16 protein-coding genes are annotated in these 17,099 nt (G+C 70.1%); 3 read left to right on the plus strand and 13 right to left on the minus strand.

The genetic code is table 11. The features are described from left to right. The first annotated feature begins 43 nt into the window (after positions 1-43). Positions 44-394: an SH3 domain-containing protein gene (locus tag ACIBAF_RS00570; RefSeq protein WP_399460899.1), complete on the plus strand. Its 351-nt coding sequence runs from the start codon at positions 44-46 to the stop codon at positions 392-394. A 16-nt stretch (positions 395-410) separates the two neighbouring features. Here the strand turns inward: ACIBAF_RS00570 and ACIBAF_RS00575 are convergent, their stop codons facing one another. Next, positions 411-980: a dienelactone hydrolase family protein gene (locus ACIBAF_RS00575; protein ID WP_079662930.1), complete on the minus strand. Its 570-nt coding sequence runs from the start codon at positions 978-980 to the stop codon at positions 411-413. A 98-nt stretch (positions 981-1,078) separates the two neighbouring features. Here ACIBAF_RS00575 and ACIBAF_RS00580 point away from each other — a divergent pair, with 98 nt between their 5' ends. Further along, a complete protein-coding gene (locus ACIBAF_RS00580; RefSeq protein WP_399460900.1) occupies positions 1,079-2,191 on the plus strand; it encodes a mechanosensitive ion channel family protein in 1,113 nt (370 codons plus the stop codon). 58 nt (positions 2,192-2,249) lie between these two features. On the opposite strand, the gene ACIBAF_RS00585 is transcribed toward ACIBAF_RS00580, so the two are convergent. The 5 genes from ACIBAF_RS00585 to ACIBAF_RS00605 all read right to left on the minus strand — a co-directional run bounded on the left by ACIBAF_RS00585 (position 2,250) and on the right by ACIBAF_RS00605 (position 6,990). Further along, the gene (locus ACIBAF_RS00585; protein ID WP_399460901.1) at positions 2,250-3,836 is read right to left on the minus strand and encodes a Na+/H+ antiporter; all 1,587 of its coding nucleotides are present in this window, start codon (positions 3,834-3,836) and stop codon (positions 2,250-2,252) included. Positions 3,837-3,902: 66 nt separating this feature from the next. Further along, positions 3,903-4,376 (minus strand): GNAT family N-acetyltransferase, encoded by a 474-nt coding sequence (locus ACIBAF_RS00590; RefSeq protein WP_399460902.1) that lies wholly within the window; start codon positions 4,374-4,376, stop codon positions 3,903-3,905. Further along, positions 4,373-5,317: an RluA family pseudouridine synthase gene (locus ACIBAF_RS00595; protein ID WP_334580907.1), complete on the minus strand. Its 945-nt coding sequence runs from the start codon at positions 5,315-5,317 to the stop codon at positions 4,373-4,375. The genes ACIBAF_RS00590 and ACIBAF_RS00595 overlap by 4 nt, the downstream gene beginning before the upstream one ends. A gap of 43 nt (positions 5,318-5,360) precedes the next feature. Beyond that, entirely contained in the window at positions 5,361-5,957 is a 597-nt protein-coding gene (gene lspA / locus ACIBAF_RS00600; protein WP_399460903.1) for a signal peptidase II, read from the minus strand. A 67-nt stretch (positions 5,958-6,024) separates the two neighbouring features. Then, complete coding sequence (locus tag ACIBAF_RS00605) at positions 6,025-6,990, minus strand: TraR/DksA C4-type zinc finger protein (protein WP_399460904.1); 966 nt, start codon at positions 6,988-6,990, stop codon at positions 6,025-6,027. Between the two features lie 603 nt (positions 6,991-7,593). On the opposite strand from ACIBAF_RS00605, the gene ileS reads away from it, so the two are divergent. Continuing rightward, complete coding sequence (gene ileS / locus ACIBAF_RS00610; RefSeq protein WP_399460905.1) at positions 7,594-10,731, plus strand: isoleucine--tRNA ligase; 3,138 nt, start codon at positions 7,594-7,596, stop codon at positions 10,729-10,731. Between the two features lie 176 nt (positions 10,732-10,907). Here the strand turns inward: ileS and ACIBAF_RS00615 are convergent, their stop codons facing one another. The 7 genes from ACIBAF_RS00615 to ACIBAF_RS00645 all read right to left on the minus strand — a co-directional run bounded on the left by ACIBAF_RS00615 (position 10,908) and on the right by ACIBAF_RS00645 (position 17,075). Next, entirely contained in the window at positions 10,908-12,173 is a 1,266-nt protein-coding gene (locus ACIBAF_RS00615; protein ID WP_399460906.1) for a DivIVA domain-containing protein, read from the minus strand. Positions 12,174-12,225: 52 nt separating this feature from the next. Further along, complete coding sequence (locus ACIBAF_RS00620; protein WP_020129925.1) at positions 12,226-12,510, minus strand: YggT family protein; 285 nt, start codon at positions 12,508-12,510, stop codon at positions 12,226-12,228. A gap of 74 nt (positions 12,511-12,584) precedes the next feature. Further along, a complete protein-coding gene (locus ACIBAF_RS00625) occupies positions 12,585-13,226 on the minus strand; it encodes a cell division protein SepF (RefSeq protein WP_079662921.1) in 642 nt (213 codons plus the stop codon). Between the two features lie 128 nt (positions 13,227-13,354). Further along, entirely contained in the window at positions 13,355-14,074 is a 720-nt protein-coding gene (locus tag ACIBAF_RS00630; protein ID WP_399460907.1) for a YggS family pyridoxal phosphate-dependent enzyme, read from the minus strand. Positions 14,075-14,080: 6 nt separating this feature from the next. Beyond that, positions 14,081-14,809 carry a peptidoglycan editing factor PgeF gene (gene pgeF, locus ACIBAF_RS00635; protein WP_399460908.1) on the minus strand — a complete coding sequence of 243 codons (729 nt, stop codon included), beginning with the start codon at positions 14,807-14,809 and terminating at the stop codon, positions 14,081-14,083. Continuing rightward, the gene (gene ftsZ / locus ACIBAF_RS00640; RefSeq protein ID WP_399460909.1) at positions 14,806-16,002 is read right to left on the minus strand and encodes a cell division protein FtsZ; all 1,197 of its coding nucleotides are present in this window, start codon (positions 16,000-16,002) and stop codon (positions 14,806-14,808) included. Before ftsZ ends, pgeF begins: the two co-directional genes overlap by 4 nt. A gap of 278 nt (positions 16,003-16,280) precedes the next feature. After that, positions 16,281-17,075, minus strand: a complete 795-nt coding sequence (locus tag ACIBAF_RS00645) for a cell division protein FtsQ/DivIB (protein WP_399460910.1) — start codon at positions 17,073-17,075, stop codon at positions 16,281-16,283. Positions 17,076-17,099 lie beyond the last annotated feature (24 nt).

Genomic DNA, 17,099 nt, shown 5'->3' on the forward strand with positions numbered 1-17,099 from the left:
CGTCACACTGGCGACCCGTCAGTTCCACCAGGATTGGAGTCACATGGCCACCCCCCAAAGTGTCCTGACGAAGACCGCAGTGCTCGGCGCTGCCCTGGCCCTCGCCGGCCTCACCGCCACCTCCGCCCAGGCGCAGGAAGCCTCGGCGGCGGCCCCGGCGTTCGTCAACCTGACCACGGCCGAGAGCTCGCCCATATATTCGCAGCCCTCCTCGTCGTCGACGAGGTACCGCACGGAGCCGCGGGGCACGACCCTGCGGATCCAGTGCTCGACCACCAAGACCCCGTCGGGGAACCTGTGGTACCGGATCTACGACTCCCAGCCGACGGCCTGGGTGTGGTCCGGCCACTTCCCGTCGCAGGTGCACCGGCCCAAGGAGTGCTTCCCGGGCTAGGGTCTTCGACGTTCCGCTACAGCGAGTCGAGGAAGCCGAGCGCCACCCGCCAGGTGGCCTCGGCGGCCTCCTCGTCGTAGTCGGGCAGGTCGGGGTCGGTGTACAGGTGCCCGGCGCCCGCGTACCGGTAGATCTCCACATCGGCGCCGGCTCTGCCCATCTGCAGATACCAGGCGCTCAGCCAGTCGTCCGTCTCGAACTGATCCGGCTCCGCGACATGCAGCTGCACCGGCAGGTCGTCCACCGAGACGTTCGGCGCGAGGTCCGAGGTGCCGTGCAGGAGCAGCAGACCCCGCGCCTTGTCGTCGCCGAGGGCGAGGGTCTGCGCGATCGACGCGCCCAGCGAGAACCCCGCGTACACGAGCCCGCGCTCCGAGTAGGGCGCGGCGGCCAGGACGGCTCTCTTCAGCAGCTCGTCCTTGCCGATCTCCTCGTTGTGCGCCATGCCCTCCTCGACCGTGTCGAACGTGCGCCCCTCGAAGAGGTCCGGCGTCCACACCTCGTGCCCGGCGGCGCGCAGCCGGTCCGCCGCCGCGCGCACCGCGGGCCGAAGGCCATAGGTCGAGTGAAAGAGCATGATGTTCATGCGCCCATGGTGCCAGCCTGCACTGACAACGCCGTGCGTGCGCCTCTTCACAGAAGTCGCATGTTCAAGGTCCCGCCCGTCCGGTTACGTTCGAAGGCATGGAGAACCTGCTCCGCCCCGTGATCGTGGTCGGCGGTTCGGTCGTGCTGACAGTCCTCATCGGCTGGGCCACCGACCGTCTGCTGTCCAAGGCCGACCTGCGCCACCCCGAGACCCCGATGTGGGGTCTGCTGCGCCGTGGCCGCATCCCGTACCAGCTCGTGCTGTGCGCGGCGATGCTGAGAGGGTCCTACGACGCCGCACAGATGCTGGAGGACCACCGGACCGGCATCGGCCAGGCCCTCACCCTGGTGCTGATCGGCTCGGCGGCGTGGCTGGTGATCCGGATCGCGGCGGCGATCGTGGAGACGTCGTACTCGCGCTACGCGCGCATGCACCGCGATCCCGCACGGGTGCGACGGGTGCGGACCCAGGTGTCGCTGATCATGCGGGTGGTGGCGGCCGTCGTCGGCGTGGTGGCCGTGGCCGCGATGCTGCTGACGTTCCCCGCCATGCGCGCCGCGGGCGCCTCGCTGCTGGCCTCGGCCGGCATCCTCGGCATCGTCGCCGGTGTGGCCGCCCAGTCGACGCTGAGCAACATGTTCGCCGGGCTGCAGATCGCCTTCGGCGACATGGTGCGCATCGGCGACACCGTGGTGGTGGACGGCGAGTGGGGCACGGTCGAGGAGATCACCCTGACCTTTCTGACCGTCCGCACCTGGGACGAGCGCCGGATCACCATGCCGGTGTCGTACTTCACCTCGAAGCCGTTCGAGAACTGGTCGCGCGGCACCCCGCAGATGACCGGCATCGTCTACTTCCACGTCGACCACACGGCGCCGATCGACGCGATGCGCGAGAAGCTGCGCGACATCCTGCGCGAGTGCCCCGCCTGGGACGGCCGCGCCTGCGGCCTGGACGTCACCGACACCACCCCGAACACCATGCAGGTGCGGGCCCTGGTCACGGCGAAGGACGCCGACGACATCTGGACGGTGCGGGTCACGGTCCGCGAGCAGATGGTCCGCTGGCTGGCCCGGGAGCATCCGTACGCGCTCCCCCGGGTCAACACGGCGGACGCGACCCCACCGCCGGGCGGCCGCATCCCGGGCCAGTCCTCCTCCTCGAGGGACGGAGCCGCCTCCCCGGACGGGGCCGCCCGCCGCGGGTGAGACGGGCCGGTCGGTCGCCGCACTCGGCACCGCGGTCGGCCTGTCCGCGGGTGGGGGATCACCGCAGGCTGCGGACGTCCAGGTGCCGCAGCACCCGGTCCACGATCTCCGGATCCGCGCCCGGCTCGCTGCGCGCCGCCACCACCTCGTGCCGCGCCGCGCTCAGCATCTCCCCCTGGATCCGCCGCACCCGCTTCAGCCGCCGCACCCGGTGCTCGTGCGCCTCCCGCCGCTCGTCCTCCCCGACGTCCGGGCTGATCCGCAGCCCGATGTCGAAGGCCCGCCGCAGCATCTGCTCGGACAGCTCCTCCGGCAGATCCTCCTCGGCCTCGATCTCCCGCAGCCGCCGCTTCGCCGCCTTCGCGGCCCGCACCGCGAGCTCCTTCTCGAACTCCTTCTCGTGGTCGGCGTCCGACTGCACGTCGAGCCGCTTGACCAGCCACGGCAGGGTCAGCCCCTGCAGGATCAGCGTCGCCATGATCACGCCGAACGCGATGAAGATGATCTCGTCCCGGTCGGGAAAGGCGCCCCCGTCCTCGGTCTTCAGCGGAACGGCCAGCGCCAGCGCCACCGACGCCACCCCACGCATCCCGGACCACCACATGACGACGGTCTCCCGCCAGCCCATCGGAATGTCCTCGTCGTGGTCCCGTCGGGCGTGCAGCCGCTTCGTCAGCCAGGTCGCCGGCATCAGCCACAGCAGCCGTACGACGACGACCACGGCCACGATCACCCCGGCCCAGCCCAGCATCTCCCCCCAGCGCCCGGACGCCGTGCGGATCGCGTTGTGCAGCTCCAGGCCGATCAGCCCGAACGCGACTCCCGTCACGAGGGTGTCGATGATGTCCCAGAAGGTGTGACCGGCCAGCCGGGTCAGCACGTCGTCGGGGTCGGTGGCGTACTCGGCGAGGAACATCGCGGTGGTCAGCACGGCCAGCACCCCGGACCCGTGGAACTCCTCCGCCAGCACGTACGAGGCGTACGGCACCAGCAGCGTCAGCCCGATCTGCAGGGTCGTGTCGCCGAGCACGTCCAGCAGTCTGTTCGCGCCCCACCCGAGCGCGACGCCGACCGCCACCGCCACCACGGCGGACAGCACCAGGTCGAGCCCGGCCCGCCACGGTGAGAACGTCCCGCTCACGGCCGCGGCGATCGCGACGTGGTACAGCACGATGGCCGTCACGTCGTTGAACAGCCCCTCGCCCTCCAGGATGGACACCAGCCGGCGGGGCAGCCCGAGCTGTCCCGCCACGGCGGTGGCGGCGACGGGATCGGGCGGCGCGACCAGAGCCCCGAGCGCGACGGCCGCGGCGACCGGCAGCCCCGGCACGATCGCGTGGGCCACGGCCGCCACGCACACCGTCGTGACGAACACCAGCGCCACGGCGAGCAGGATGATCGGCCGCACGTTCGCCGCGAACTGCCGCCAGGAGGTCCGCCGTACCGCCGCGTACAGCAGGGGCGGCAGCAGGAGGGGCAGGATGAGGTCCGGCGGAATGTCCACGTTGGGCACGAAGTCGAGCACCGCGAGAACGATCCCGAGCAACGTCATGAGCACCGGCGCGGGCAGCCCCAGCCGGTCGCCGACCGGGACGCTCACCACGGCCCCGAGCAACAGGATGAACAACAGGGCCAACTGATCCACGGTCAGGCTCCGGGGTCTAGACGATCAGGAGCATCCAGACCTCAAGCGTCGCACGGCCACCTGGTGCTACAGCGAACGCCGCATCGACCGGTGCGCGATCCCCGCCTCCAGGTCCTCCGGCCCGTACGCCACGTACCCCAGCCGCTCGTAGAAGCCCAGTGCGTGCGTCTGCGCGTGCAGGTCCACGGCCGTGAGCCCACGCGCGCGTGCCGCCTCCTCGACGGCCCGCACCAGCGCCACCCCGACGCCCAGCCCGCGCGCCTCGCGCGTCACGGCGAGCCGCCCCAGCGAGCCCACCGACGGATCGCCGTCGGTCCTGGCCGCGGCCGCCTCGCCGTACAGCAGCCGCCCGGTCCCGAGCGGCAGGCCGTCCTCCCGGACCGCCAGCACGTGCACGGCGCCGGCGTCGTGCGCGTCGTACTCCAGGTCCTCCGGCACGCCCTGCTCGCCGACGAACACCTCCTTGCGCACCGCGAAACACGCCTCACGGTCGGCGGGGTCCTCGGCGACGCGCACCGTGTACGCGCGCGGGGCGCTCATCCGTAGGTCTCCTCGCGAACCTGGTCGAGGGCCTTCTGCAGATCCTCGGGGTAGTCGCTGGCGAACTCCGCCCACTCCCCGTCCCCGGGGTGCTCGAAGCCCAGCCGGACGGCGTGCAGCCACTGCCGGGTCAGACCCAGCCGCTTGCCGAGCGTCGGGTCGGCGCCGTACGTCAGATCACCGACACAGGGGTGGCGGTGGGCGGCCATGTGGACGCGGATCTGGTGCGTACGGCCCGTCTCCAGCTTCACGTCGAGCAGGGAGGCCGCGCGGAACGCCTCGATCAGGTCGTAGTGCGTGACGGACGGCTTGCCCTCGGCCGTGACGGCCCACTTGTAGTCGTGCTGGGGGTGCCGGCCGATGGGCGCGTCGATCGTGCCGCTCGTCGGGTCCGGGTGGCCCTGGACGAGCGTGTGGTAGCGCTTGTCGACCGTGCGCTCCTTGAACTGGCGCTTCAGCGACGTGTACGCCCGCTCCGACTTGGCGACCACCATCAGACCGGACGTGCCGACGTCGAGGCGGTGCACGATGCCCTGACGCTCGGCGGCGCCGGAGGTGGAGATGCGGTAGCCGGCCGCGGCGAGCCCGCCGATGACGGTCGGCCCGCTCCAGCCCGGCGACGGGTGCGCGGCCACGCCGACCGGCTTGACGATCACGACCACGTCCTCGTCGTCGTGCACGATCTCCATGCCCTCGACCGGTTCGGCCACGATCTGCACGGGCGCGGGGGCCTGCGGCATCTCGACCTCCAGCCAGGCCCCGCCGCTCACCCGCTCGGACTTCCCGACCACCGAGCCGTCGACCGAGACCTTCCCCGCCGCGGCGAGCTCAGCGGCCTTGGTACGGGAGAAGCCGAACATGCGGGAGATGGCGGCGTCGACGCGCTCGCCCTCCAGGCCGTCCGGCACGGGCAGGGTACGGATCTCGGGAATCGTGCTCACCCGTCGAGTATGCCGGACGGGTCGGACGCCCCCGAACGCACGCTCAGTCCTTGTGGACGGTGCCGTCCGGGTCCAGCCCCTTGAAGGACAGCAGCACGATCAGGATGCCGCCGCACACGATCGCCGAGTCGGCGAGGTTGAAGACCGCGAAGTGCTTCGGTGCGATGAAGTCCACGACCGCGCCCTCGAAGACGCCCGGCGCGCGGAAGATCCGGTCGGTGAGGTTGCCCAGCGCGCCGCCCAGCAGCAGGCCCAGCGCGATCGCCCAGGGCAGGCTGTAGAGCTTGCGGGCGAGCCGGGCGATCACCACGATCACGGCCGCGGCGATCACCGTGAAGATGATGGTGAAGGCCTCGCCCATGCCGAAGGCCGCGCCCGCGTTGCGGATGGCCTCGAACTTCAGCCAGTCACCGACGAGCTCGATCGGCGCGTGGTGCTCCAGCTTGGCGACCACGATCATCTTGCTGACCAGGTCGAGTACGTACGCGAACGTGGCCACGGCGAAGAGCACGGCGATCCGGCGCTTGCCCCTGGGCCGTGCCTCGGTGCTCTCCTGCTCGCCCGGGCCGGACGACTGCTCCGGCTCGGACCCCGCCTCTGGGGTGTCCGGCGTACCGATGACGCGCTCCGCCTCTGCCACGTGAGTCCCTCAACTTAGGTACCTGACTGAGGACGAGGGTACGGCACGCCCCCCGACAGCCAGGAGATCAGTACCGGCGCTCCTGCTTCTGCTTGCACTCGACGCACAGCGTGGCCCGTGGGAAGGCCTGCATCCGGGCCTTGCCGATGGGTTTGCCGCAGTTCTCGCACAGGCCGTAGGTACCCGCGTCCAGCCGTTCCAGTGCGTGCTCGGTCTGGATCAGCATCTCGCGCGCGTTGGCGGCCAGCGCCAGTTCGTGCTCGCGCGTGATGTTCTTCGTCCCGGTGTCCGCCTGGTCGTCGCCGGCGCCGTCCCCCGAGTCCCGCATCAGCCCGGCCAGGGCCGTCTCGGACGAGGCGAGCTCCGCCCGCAGCCGCGCCTGCTCGGACTCGAGGTCCGCGCGGGCCTCCTCGACCTCCTTAGGCGTCCACGGCTCCTCGCCGGGGCGCACCGCGAGCTCGCCCGGCTCCACCGCGGCGAGGCGCGCCTTGGGGACGGCGGTCTTCGCCGCCGTGGCCGTACCCGGAGTCTTCTTCGCAACCACAGTCGTGGCTCCCGTCTGCTCCGCGGCCGAGGCCGCGCCCACCTTCTTGGCCGTGCTCTTCCTGCCCGCGCTGGTCGCGGCCACGCCCTTGGCGCCGCTGTTCTTCTTGGCGGCCGTCTTCTCGGCGGTGGCTTTCCTGGCGGCCGCCTTCTTCGCGGTCGTCTTCTTCGTGGCCGCCTTCTTGGCCGGCCTCTCCCTCTCAACGGGTTCCGCCGCCTGCTCCACAGGTCTTCGGTCCACCGGCTTCTTGGCCGCCGGCTTCTTGGCCACCGCCTTCTTCGCGGTCGTCTGCTGGCTCGTCTTCTGGGTCGTCTTCTCGGCGAGTGCCTTCTTGGGCGCCGCCTTCTTCGTCCCCTTGAGGGCGGACGACCGCACCGTCTTCACGGCCTTGGCGTCCTTGGCGTCCTTGGCGTCCTTGGCCGCACCGCCGGAGGCGCCCCTGGACCTGCCGGACGCCGACTGCTGTACGGCGGTCTTCTTCGCCACCATGGCCGCGGCCCCTTCACATATTGTGATCTTGCACGCGAATCGTGCTGGGACGATAAATCGACTTGGAGCCCGCGGCAACGGGGCACACCGCCCGATTCGCCCGCCTCGCGCACGCCGCGCGGCAAGCCTGCATGCGTTGTGCCCAGCTCCCCGCCGGGTAATCCGCCGAGCCCGGCATCCCGTAATGCGAACATGCACACCTCCACATTTAGCCACCATTCGGGGCATTCCGGGCACGGCTGGAGGCAGCGCCCGACGGCCCCGTAAACCGGTCGGCCGCTGTCGTCGTGGAGCCGTACACTGGGCGGAGCGAAAAGCGTGGATGGGGACGAGTAGCGGCGTACGCAGCCCAGAGCGACCCGGGGACGGTGGAAGCCCGGGGGCGAGCGCGACGCGAAGATCACCCCGGAGCCGCCGGAAGAGGACCCTCCCCGGGTCGGTAGAACCGGCATCGCGACCCCAATGAGGGGGCTCACCGGCGCGTAGGGCGCACCGGAGGGCCAAGGAGGGTGGTACCGCGGGAGCGCGCCGCACACGGCGTAGACATGCAAGAAGGCTCTCGTCCCTCCGACGGAAGGCAGTACGTCCGCCGGAGGAAGATCGATGACGCAGTACCGCCAGGTGCCCGCCCAGGTCGACCTGCCCGCCCTCGAGCACGCGGTGCTCGACTTCTGGCGCGAGCAGAAGATCTTTGCCAAGAGCCTGGAGCAGTCCGAGGGCCGCCCCGAATGGGTGTTCTACGAGGGCCCGCCCACCGCCAACGGCATGCCCGGCGCCCACCACATCGAGGCACGCGTCTTCAAGGACGTCTTCCCCCGCTTCCGCACCATGCGCGGCTACCACGTGGCCCGCAAGGCCGGCTGGGACTGCCACGGCCTCCCGGTGGAACTGGCGGTGGAGAAGGAGCTCGGCTTCGCCGGCAAGAAGGACATCGAGGCGTACGGCATCGCCGACTTCAACGCCAGGTGCCGCGAGTCCGTGCTCCGCCACACCGACGCCTTCTCCGAACTGACGACCCGCATGGGCTACTGGGTCGACCTCGACGACGCGTACGTCACGATGGACCCCGAGTACATCGAGTCGGTCTGGTGGTCGCTCAAGGAGATCTTCGACAAGGGCCTGCTGGTCCAGGACCACCGCGTCGCCCCCTGGTGCCCGCGCTGCGGCACCGGCCTCTCCGACCACGAGCTGGCCCAGGGCTACGAGACGGTCGTCGACCCTTCCGTGTACGTCCGTTTCCCCCTCACCTCCGGTCCGCTCGCCGGCCAGGCCGCCCTCCTGGTGTGGACGACGACCCCCTGGACGCTGGTCTCCAACACGGCCGTGGCCGCGAACCCCGACGTGACCTACGTCGTAGCGACCGACGGCAAGGAGAAGCTCGTCGTCGCCGAGCCGCTCGTCGCCAAGGCACTCGGCGAGGGCTGGGAGACCACCGGCCAGACCTTCACCGGCGCCGAAATGGAGCGCTGGACCTATCAACGTCCGTTCGAGCTCGTGGAGTTCCCGGCGCCGGCCCACTACGTGGTCAACGCCGAGTACGTCACCACCGAGGACGGCACGGGTATGGTCCACCAGTCCCCCGCCTTCGGTGAGGACGACCTCTTGGTCTGCCGCTCCTACGGCCTGCCGATGGTGAACCCGGTCCGCCCGGACGGCACCTTCGAGGAGTCCGTCCCGATGGTCGGCGGCGTCTTCTTCAAGAAGGCGGACGAACAGCTCACCGACGACCTCCAGCAGCGCGGCCTCCTCTTCAAGCACATCCCGTACGAGCACAGCTACCCGCACTGCTGGCGCTGTCACACCGCGCTCCTCTACTACGCGCAGCCGTCCTGGTACATCCGCACGACGGCCGTCAAGGACCGCCTCCTCCAGGAGAACGAGAAGACCAACTGGTTCCCGGACACGGTCAAGCACGGCCGCTTCGGCGACTGGCTGAACAACAACATCGACTGGGCGCTGTCCCGCAGCCGCTACTGGGGCACCCCGCTGCCGATCTGGCGCTGCGAGGAGGACCACCTCACGGTCGTCGGCTCGCGCGCGCAGCTCAGCGAACTGACCGGCGCCGACCAGTCGGAGCTGGACCCGCACCGCCCGTTCATCGACGCCGTCACCTTCGCGTGCACCCACGACGGCTGCGAGCGGACGGCCACCCGCGTGCCCGAGGTCATCGACGCCTGGTACGACTCGGGTTCCATGCCGTTCGCGCAGTGGGGCTACCCGTACAAGAACAAGGAACTCTTCGAGTCCCGCTACCCGGCGCAGTTCATCTCCGAGGCCATCGACCAGACCCGCGGCTGGTTCTACACGCTGATGGCCGTCGGCACGCTGGTCTTCGACAAGTCGTCGTACGAGAACGTCGTCTGCCTCGGCCACATCCTCGCCGAGGACGGCCGCAAGATGTCCAAGCACCTGGGCAACACCCTGGAGCCGATCCCGCTCATGGACCGGCACGGCGCGGACGCGGTGCGCTGGTTCATGGCGGCCGGCGGGTCCCCGTGGGCGGCCCGCCGGGTGGGCCACGGCACGATCCAGGAGGTCGTCCGCAAGACGCTCCTCACCTACTGGAACACGGTCGCCTTCCAGGCCCTGTACGCCCGTACGTCCGGCTGGGCGCCCAGCGAGGCCGACCCGGCTCCGGCGGACCGGCCCGTCCTGGACCGCTGGCTGCTGTCCGAGCTCCACGCCCTCACCGACCAGGTGACACAGGCGCTGGAGGCCTACGACACCCAGCGCGCCGGCAAGCTGCTCTCGGCGTTCGTCGACGACCTCTCCAACTGGTACGTCCGCCGTTCCCGTCGCCGCTTCTGGCAGGGCGACAAGGCCGCGCTGCGCACCCTGCACGAGGTCGTCGAGACGGTCACCAAGCTGATGGCCCCGTTGACCCCGTTCATCACCGAGCGGGTCTGGCAGGACCTGATCGTGCCGGTCACCCCGGGCGCCCCGGAGTCGGTCCACCTCTCCTCCTGGCCGGAGGCCGACCTCTCCGCCATCGACCCGGAGCTGTCGAAGCAGATGGTCCTGGTCCGCCGCCTGGTCGAGCTGGGGCGCGCCACGCGCGCGGAGTCGGGCGTCAAGACGCGCCAGCCGCTGCAGCGCGCGCTCATCGCGGCCACCGGCTTCGACGCCCTCTCCCCCGAGCTGCACACGCAGATCACGGAGGAGCTGAACGTCGAGTCACTGGCGTCCCTGTCGGAGGTGGGCGGCAGCCTGGTGGACACCACCGCCAAGGCCAACTTCCGGGCCCTGGGCAAGCGGTTCGGCAAGCGCGTGCAGGACGTGGCCAAGGCCGTCGCGAACGCCGACGCGGCCGCGCTGTCCCTCGCGCTGCGCGAGGGCACGGCGTCCGTGGAGGTCGACGGCGAGACCGTCACTCTCGCCCCCGACGAGGTGATCATCACGGAGACCCCGCGCGAGGGCTGGTCGGTCGCCTCCGACTCCGGCGCCACGGTCGCCCTGGATCTGGAGATCACCGAGGAGCTGCGCCGGGCCGGCCTGGCTCGTGACGCGATCCGGCTGATCCAGGAGGCCCGCAAGAACAGCGGCCTCGACGTCGCCGACCGCATCGCGCTGCGCTGGACCGCGACGGACCCGGCGACCGTCGACGCGCTGGCCGGTCACTCGGCCCTGATCGCCGACGAGGTCCTCGCCACGGACTTCGCCCAGGGCGAGGCGGACGACGCCTACGGCGTCCCGTTCACCGACGAGGGCCTGACGCTGACGTTCCGCCTGCGCAAGGCGTAACGGCGGACGAGAAGGGCCCGGTTCCCTGGGGAACCGGGCCCTTCGACATCTCCGGTCGACATCTCCGGTGACTTCGTCAACATCGTCAACACGCGTAAAAAGGGCGGGACCCCGGATCGAAAATCCGGGGTCCCGCCCTTTGAACGCTGCCGACGCCTAAGGCGTACTACTGGCCGTCAGTTGTCGTCCTCGTCGATGAGGAAGCCGCGCATCGGCGAGGGAGCCTGGCCCATCGGGGAGGGGCCCTGCTGCGGTCGCACCGGCGCCATCGGCTGTGTCATGGCCGGGGACATCTGCTGCTGGCCGCCGTAGGACGGAGCGGCCGGGCTCGGCGCACCCATGCCCGGGTTGCCGCCGTAGGACGGGGCGCTCGCGCCGGCCGGAGCCATCGAGGGCGCCGGGGACGGCGGCAGGGAGGCCGTGGCCGGAGTGCGCGGCGGCGCGAGCGAGTCGTCCGCCTGGGTCTCCAGCTGACGGAGCTGCGACTCCAGGTAGGACTTCAGTCGCGTGCGGTACTCGCGCTCGAAGCCACGCAGGTCCTCGACCTTGCGCTCCAGCGTCGCGCGGGCGGACTCCAGGGAGCCCATGGCGACGCGGTGCTTCTCCTGCGCGTCCCGCTCCAGGGCGTCGGCCTTGGCACGGGCGTCACGCTCGAGACCCTCGGCACGCGAACGCGCCTCGCCGACGATCTTGTTGGCTTCGGAGCGGGCCTCGGCGATCGCCTGGTCGGCGGTCTGCTGGGCCAGCGAGAGGACACGGGCGGCGCTGTCGCCACCGGGGCCCTGACCGGGGCCGCCCATCGGACCGCCCATGGGGCCGCCCATCGGACCACCCATCTGCTGCTGCATGGGGGGCTGGCCGCCCATCGGACCCTGACCCATGGGGCCCTGGCCCATCGGACCCTGACCCATCGGGCCGGGACCCTGGGGACCACCCTGACCGCCGCCGGGACCGGCGGGCAGCTGCGGGGCACCGCTCGGCAGCTGGGGCGGGCCACCCATGGGGCCGCCCATCTGCTGCTGCGGCGGGCCCGATATGCCGGCGGGCACCGGGCCGCCGGGACCTCGCATGCCCTGCTGCGGCATCCCCTGCGGAGGCATCCCCTGCTGGGGCATGCCGCCCTGCTGCATACCGCCCTGCTGCATACCCTGCTGCTGCATGCCGCCCTGCTGCATGCCCTGCTGCTGCATGCCACCCTGCTGCTGCATGCCGCCCTGCTGCTGGTCCTGCTCCGGAGGCTTGCGCATGTTCTGCTGGTTCTGGGCAGCAGCACGCGTCGCCGCGGCCAGTTTGGCGCGCAGGTCCTCGTTCTCCCGGAGCAGGCGGGTCAGTTCGGCTTCGACCTCGTCGAGGAAGGCATCGACCTCGTCCTCGTCATAGCCTTCTCGGAGGCGGACGGTCGTGAACTGCTTGTTCCGCACGTCCTCGGGGGTCAACGGCATCTCTTCACCTCAACGTAGTCGTCGGCATCGGCAAGACGGTAGTTCACATCGCTCACAGCCGGCTCACGATCGAGATCAGGATGTAGACGATGATCATCAGTACGAAGAAGGACAGGTCGAGCGCCACGCCCCCGAGACGCAACGGCGGGATTACCCGCCGCAGAAGCTTGAGCGGTGGATCGGTGACAGTGTAGGTGGCCTCCAATACGACCACCATCGCCTTGCCGGGCTGCCATGAGCGGGCGAACTGGAAGACGTAGTCCATGACCAACCGGAAGATGAGCACGATGAGGAAGACCATCAGCGCGATGTAGACGACATCCAGGACCACGCTCATGTTCGGTGCTTCCCTCTCCCCTGTTCCGTGCTGCTGATCTGTACTGCTCTGTACTGCTTTTCCGGTCTTGCGTCTCAGCTCTGGTTGAAGAACCCGCCCTCTGCGATGCGGGCCTTGTCCTCCGCCGTGACATCGACGTTAGCAGGCGACAACAGGAACACCTTCTGCGTCACCCGCTCGATGCTGCCGTGAAGACCAAACACCAAACCGGCCGCAAAGTCGACAAGTCGCTTCGCGTCTGTGTCATCCATCTCAGTCAGATTCATGATCACCGGGGTGCCCTCACGGAAGTGTTCCCCGATGGTACGGGCCTCGTTGTAGGTCCGGGGGTGAAGCGTGGTGATCCGGTACGGCTCTCGTTCCGACACGACCTTGGGCATGATCACCGGTGCGTTCTTCTCCAGGGACTGACGTTCTTGTGTGATGGATGCCACGGGCGCGATCCGCGCCGGACGCCCGGATTCCGCGGCGAGCGAAGCGGACCGGGCTACCGGCTCGCGGGGCGCGGGCGGCTGCACGATTCGCACCTCTTCGTCCCTTTGGGACTGATGTGCACCGTGGGACTGGTGGGCCGGCTCGTGCCGCCGGTGGTCCCGCTCGGGCTCAGGATCGAGCTCGGGTTCGAAGTCGTCGTCGGGATCGAATCCCCGGCCGTCGTACCCATCGTCCTCCACGAGGCCGAGGTAGACCGCCATCTTGCGCATCGCGCCGGCCATGCTCTGAGTCCTCCGCTCTGTGGTGGATCGACTTCCGACTGCCAAGTCCCGCGATCCACGTGGCCGTTATACCCGCCTTTCGGCGGTAATGACCATATTTTCTGCTGTGGTCCGACTTCCTGGCGACGTTACCCGAGCCTGGGGCGGACTCCGAGTACCGCGGTGCCGACGCGTACATGTGTCGCTCCGGCCGCCACGGCCTCCTCGAGGTCCGCACTCATCCCTGCCGACACCATGTTCGCAGCCGGATGGCTTCGGCGCAGGTCAGTCGACAAATCCATCAACCGCCCGAACGCCTCTCGTTGGCGTCCCGCGTACTCGCCGGTCAGAGGTGCGACGGTCATCAGTCCGTCGAGCCGCAGCCCCGGGGAGCCGGCGACCAGAGCCGCCAACTCCTCGACGCCGTCGGGGGCCACGCCGCCCCGCTCGCCCCGCCCGCCGCCCCCGGCGTCGAGGGCCACCTGGATCAGGCAGCCCACCTCGCGGCCGGCGCGCACGGCCTCCTTCGACAGGGCCGTCACCAGCCTGGCACGGTCGACCGACTGCACGACATCCGCGTAACCGACCACGGATCGCACCTTGTTGGTCTGCAACTGGCCGACGAAGTGCCACTGAAGGGGCAGGTCCGAGCAGTCGGCCGCCTTGGGCGCCGCGTCCTGGTCCTTGTTCTCGGCGACATGGCGCACGCCGAGCTCCGACAGGATCCGCACGTCGCTCGCCGGGTAGGTCTTGGTGACCACGATCAGGGTCACCTCCTCCCGCCCCCGGCCGGCGGCCGCGCACGCGGCGGCGATGCGCTCCTCCACCTTCGCCAGATTTCCGGCGAGTTCGTCCTTACGGTCCGTCATGTCCGATCAGTCCAGCCAGACATATCCCGCGAGTCGCCCCGTGGTGCGATCGCGGCGGTACGAGAAGTGATCATCCGACTCCCGTGTGCACACCGGCGACCGCTCCCGGTCGTGCACTCCGAGCCGGTCGAGCTGCGCGTGCACCCCGGCGGTGACGTCCACGGCGGGGGTGCCCCAGCTCGTCTCGGCGTGCGCCGACGGCTCGACGGCGGCCACCTCGGCGCGCATCGCCTCCGGCACCTCGTAGCACCGGCCGCAGACGGCGGGTCCGGTGCGGGCGACGATCCGGGCGGGGTCGGCGCCGAGCCGCACCATGGCCCGTACGGCTTCGGGAACGATCCCGGCGACCATGCCGGGCCGGCCCGCGTGGGCTGCGCAGGCCACCTTGGCGACCGGGTCGGCCAGCAGGACCGGCACGCAGTCGGCGGTGAGCACGGCGAGAGCGATGCCCCGCCCGGCCGTCACCACCGCGTCGACCTGCGGCACGTTCTGCACGTTCCACGGGCCGTCGACCTCGGCCACCTCGCTGCCGTGCACCTGGTTCATCCAGACGACCAGACCCGGGTCGAGCCCCAGCGTCTTGGCGGCCAGCTCGCGGTTGGCGCGTACGGCCTCGGCGTCGTCGCCGACCGCTCCACCGAGGTTGAGCTCCGCATACGGAGCGGCGCTCACCCCGCCCCACCGGTCGGTGAAGGCGAAGTGCGCGCCGCTCACGCTCTCGCGCTGTCCTATCACTTCAGGAAGTCCGGGACGTCCAGTTCCTCGGCGGCGCTGTCCGAGTAGGTCCGCGACGGCGGCACCGGCGGGGAGACCGGGAGGTCGGCCACCGGCTCGGGCGCCGGCTCCGGCTCCTCCTTCGGCGTCACGCTGCCGAGCGAGCCGAAGGACGGGCGGCTCTCGGGCTGGCGTACCGGGGTGGGCTCGTCGCGCCGGGCCGACGAGGAGGACGACCCCATGACCGTCTCGCGGCGGGCCGGCGGCTGCCCGCCGTCGAAGCCGGCCGCGATGACGGTGACCCGGACCTCGTCGCCGAGCGCGTCGTCGATGACCGCGCCGAAGATGATGTTGGCCTCGGGGTGGGCGGCCTCGCTGACCAGCTGGGCGGCCTCGTTGATCTCGAACAGGCCGAGGTCGGAGCCGCCGGAGATGGAGAGCAGCACCCCTCGGGCGCCGTCGATGGAGGCCTCCAGGAGCGGCGAGGAGATCGCCATCTCGGCGGCGGCCACCGCGCGGTCGTCGCCGCGGGCCGAGCCGATGCCCATGAGGGCCGAACCGGCCTCGGACATGACCGACTTCACGTCGGCGAAGTCGAGGTTGATCAGACCGGGGGTGGTGATCAGGTCGGTGATGCCCTGCACGCCGGAGAGCAGGACCTGGTCGGCCGACTTGAAGGCGTCGAGCACCGAGACCTGGCGGTCCGAGATGGACAGCAGCCGGTCGTTGGGGATGACGATGAGGGTGTCGACCTCTTCGCGGAGTTCGGCGATGCCGTCCTCGGCCTGGTTGGCGCGGCGCCGGCCCTCGAAGGTGAACGGGCGGGTGACCACGCCGATGGTGAGGGCGCCCAGCGAGCGGGCGATGTTGGCCACGACGGGCGCGCCGCCGGTGCCGGTGCCGCCGCCTTCACCGGCCGTCACGAAGACCATGTCGGCCCCCTTGAGGACCTCCTCGATCTCCTCGCGGTGGTCCTCGGCGGCCTTGCGGCCGACGGCCGGGTTGGCGCCGGCGCCGAGTCCGCGGGTCAGTTCGCGGCCGACGTCGAGCTTGACGTCGGCGTCGCTCATCAACAGCGCCTGCGCGTCGGTGTTGATGGCGATGAACTCGACGCCCTTGAGACCGACCTCGATCATCCGGTTGATGGCATTGACACCACCGCCGCCGACACCGATGACTTTGATGACTGCGAGGTAGTTCTGCGGTGCTGCCACGTCGAAGGCCTCTCGCCTCGAGTTACGTGTCGCCGCCTCGCGTGGTCGCGCGATCCGACGACTGATGCCGAATGGGACGGTCCGTTTCGCCGACCCGAACCCTAACGCTGAAGTTTAGGGTTACCAGTGTGTCTGTTCCTTGAAGTCTTCTGAACAGGACACTAAGTCGACAAGTGGCGCCCGTTCAACGAACACGCCGAACCTCCCGTTTTTCTTTTCACCCTATGTGATCAGCCGTGTCACTGCCCAACCAGGGTGCTGGCCTGCGCGGATGTGCGTCAACTCCCTGATGACGCAGGGGCGGTGGGAGCACTGACATCGAAGTGCCGTGCGGCCGGGACGGCTTTCATGAGAGCGGTGAGTGCACGGCCCTTCGCGGCGCCCTTCTCGGCGCTCCCCCACGTGACCGTGCGGCCGTCGCTCAACTCCAGCGAGATGTCGTCGTAGGAACGGACCTTGACCGCCCGGGTGTTCCGCGCGACGGCGGCCGGGAGGGAGCCGGCGGCCTTCACGGCCTCCCGCACCAGTCGGTCCTCGCCGAAACGGCGCAGGCTCGCGGCGGCCGAACGCGAGGAGGAAACGGCCATTTCGAGAAGCGGAACGCCTTTCGGAGCCTCGGAAACCGTGGCGAAACGGACGCCTTCGTCGTCCACTTCCACGAACTTCGCCCCTTTTTGAACCAGCAGAACCGGCGTACGTTCGGTCACTTTCAGGCCGATTCCATGGGGCCAGGAACGGACCACGTCGACCGAGCCGATTCGGGGCAGTTCCGTACGGAGTCGGGCTTCGATCGCATCGGTGTCGACAGAAATCAACGGCGATCCGACCGGCACGTCGGCGGCTTCGCGCACCTGCTGCGGCGTCAGCACGTTCGTGCCGGAGACCGTGACGCGCTCCACCCGCAGCCACTGCGAGCCGTACACCACCCAGACCATGCCCCCGCCGAGGAGCACGACGACCAGCGCGAGAATGATGATCATACGAAGTCGGCGTGGCCCCAACCGCCGGACGAGGGGCGGGCCGGACGACTCCTGCTGGCGTGCCCCGCGCTCGGCGGTGGCGGATCCGGCCACGCTCCCTGTCCTTTCGTCACCCGC

This window comes from Streptomyces sp. NPDC051677, assembly GCF_044453465.1.
GTDB lineage: Bacteria > Actinomycetota > Actinomycetes > Streptomycetales > Streptomycetaceae > Streptomyces.

Bases quoted from the DNA above. Each gene is read 5' to 3' on its own strand.
- ACIBAF_RS00570 (WP_399460899.1), top strand. From the start codon at position 44: ATGGCCACCCCCCAAAGTGTCCTGACGAAGACCGCAGTGCTCGGCGCT.
- ACIBAF_RS00575 (WP_079662930.1), bottom strand. From the start codon at position 980: ATGAACATCATGCTCTTTCACTCGACCTATGGCCTTCGGCCCGCGGTG.
- ACIBAF_RS00580 (WP_399460900.1), top strand. From the start codon at position 1,079: ATGGAGAACCTGCTCCGCCCCGTGATCGTGGTCGGCGGTTCGGTCGTG.
- ACIBAF_RS00590 (WP_399460902.1), bottom strand. From the start codon at position 4,376: ATGAGCGCCCCGCGCGCGTACACGGTGCGCGTCGCCGAGGACCCCGCC.
- ACIBAF_RS00605 (WP_399460904.1), bottom strand. From the start codon at position 6,990: ATGGTGGCGAAGAAGACCGCCGTACAGCAGTCGGCGTCCGGCAGGTCC.
- ileS (WP_399460905.1), top strand. From the start codon at position 7,594: ATGACGCAGTACCGCCAGGTGCCCGCCCAGGTCGACCTGCCCGCCCTC.
- ACIBAF_RS00615 (WP_399460906.1), bottom strand. From the start codon at position 12,173: ATGCCGTTGACCCCCGAGGACGTGCGGAACAAGCAGTTCACGACCGTC.
- ACIBAF_RS00620 (WP_020129925.1), bottom strand. From the start codon at position 12,510: ATGAGCGTGGTCCTGGATGTCGTCTACATCGCGCTGATGGTCTTCCTC.
- ACIBAF_RS00625 (WP_079662921.1), bottom strand. From the start codon at position 13,226: ATGGCCGGCGCGATGCGCAAGATGGCGGTCTACCTCGGCCTCGTGGAG.
- ACIBAF_RS00630 (WP_399460907.1), bottom strand. From the start codon at position 14,074: ATGACGGACCGTAAGGACGAACTCGCCGGAAATCTGGCGAAGGTGGAG.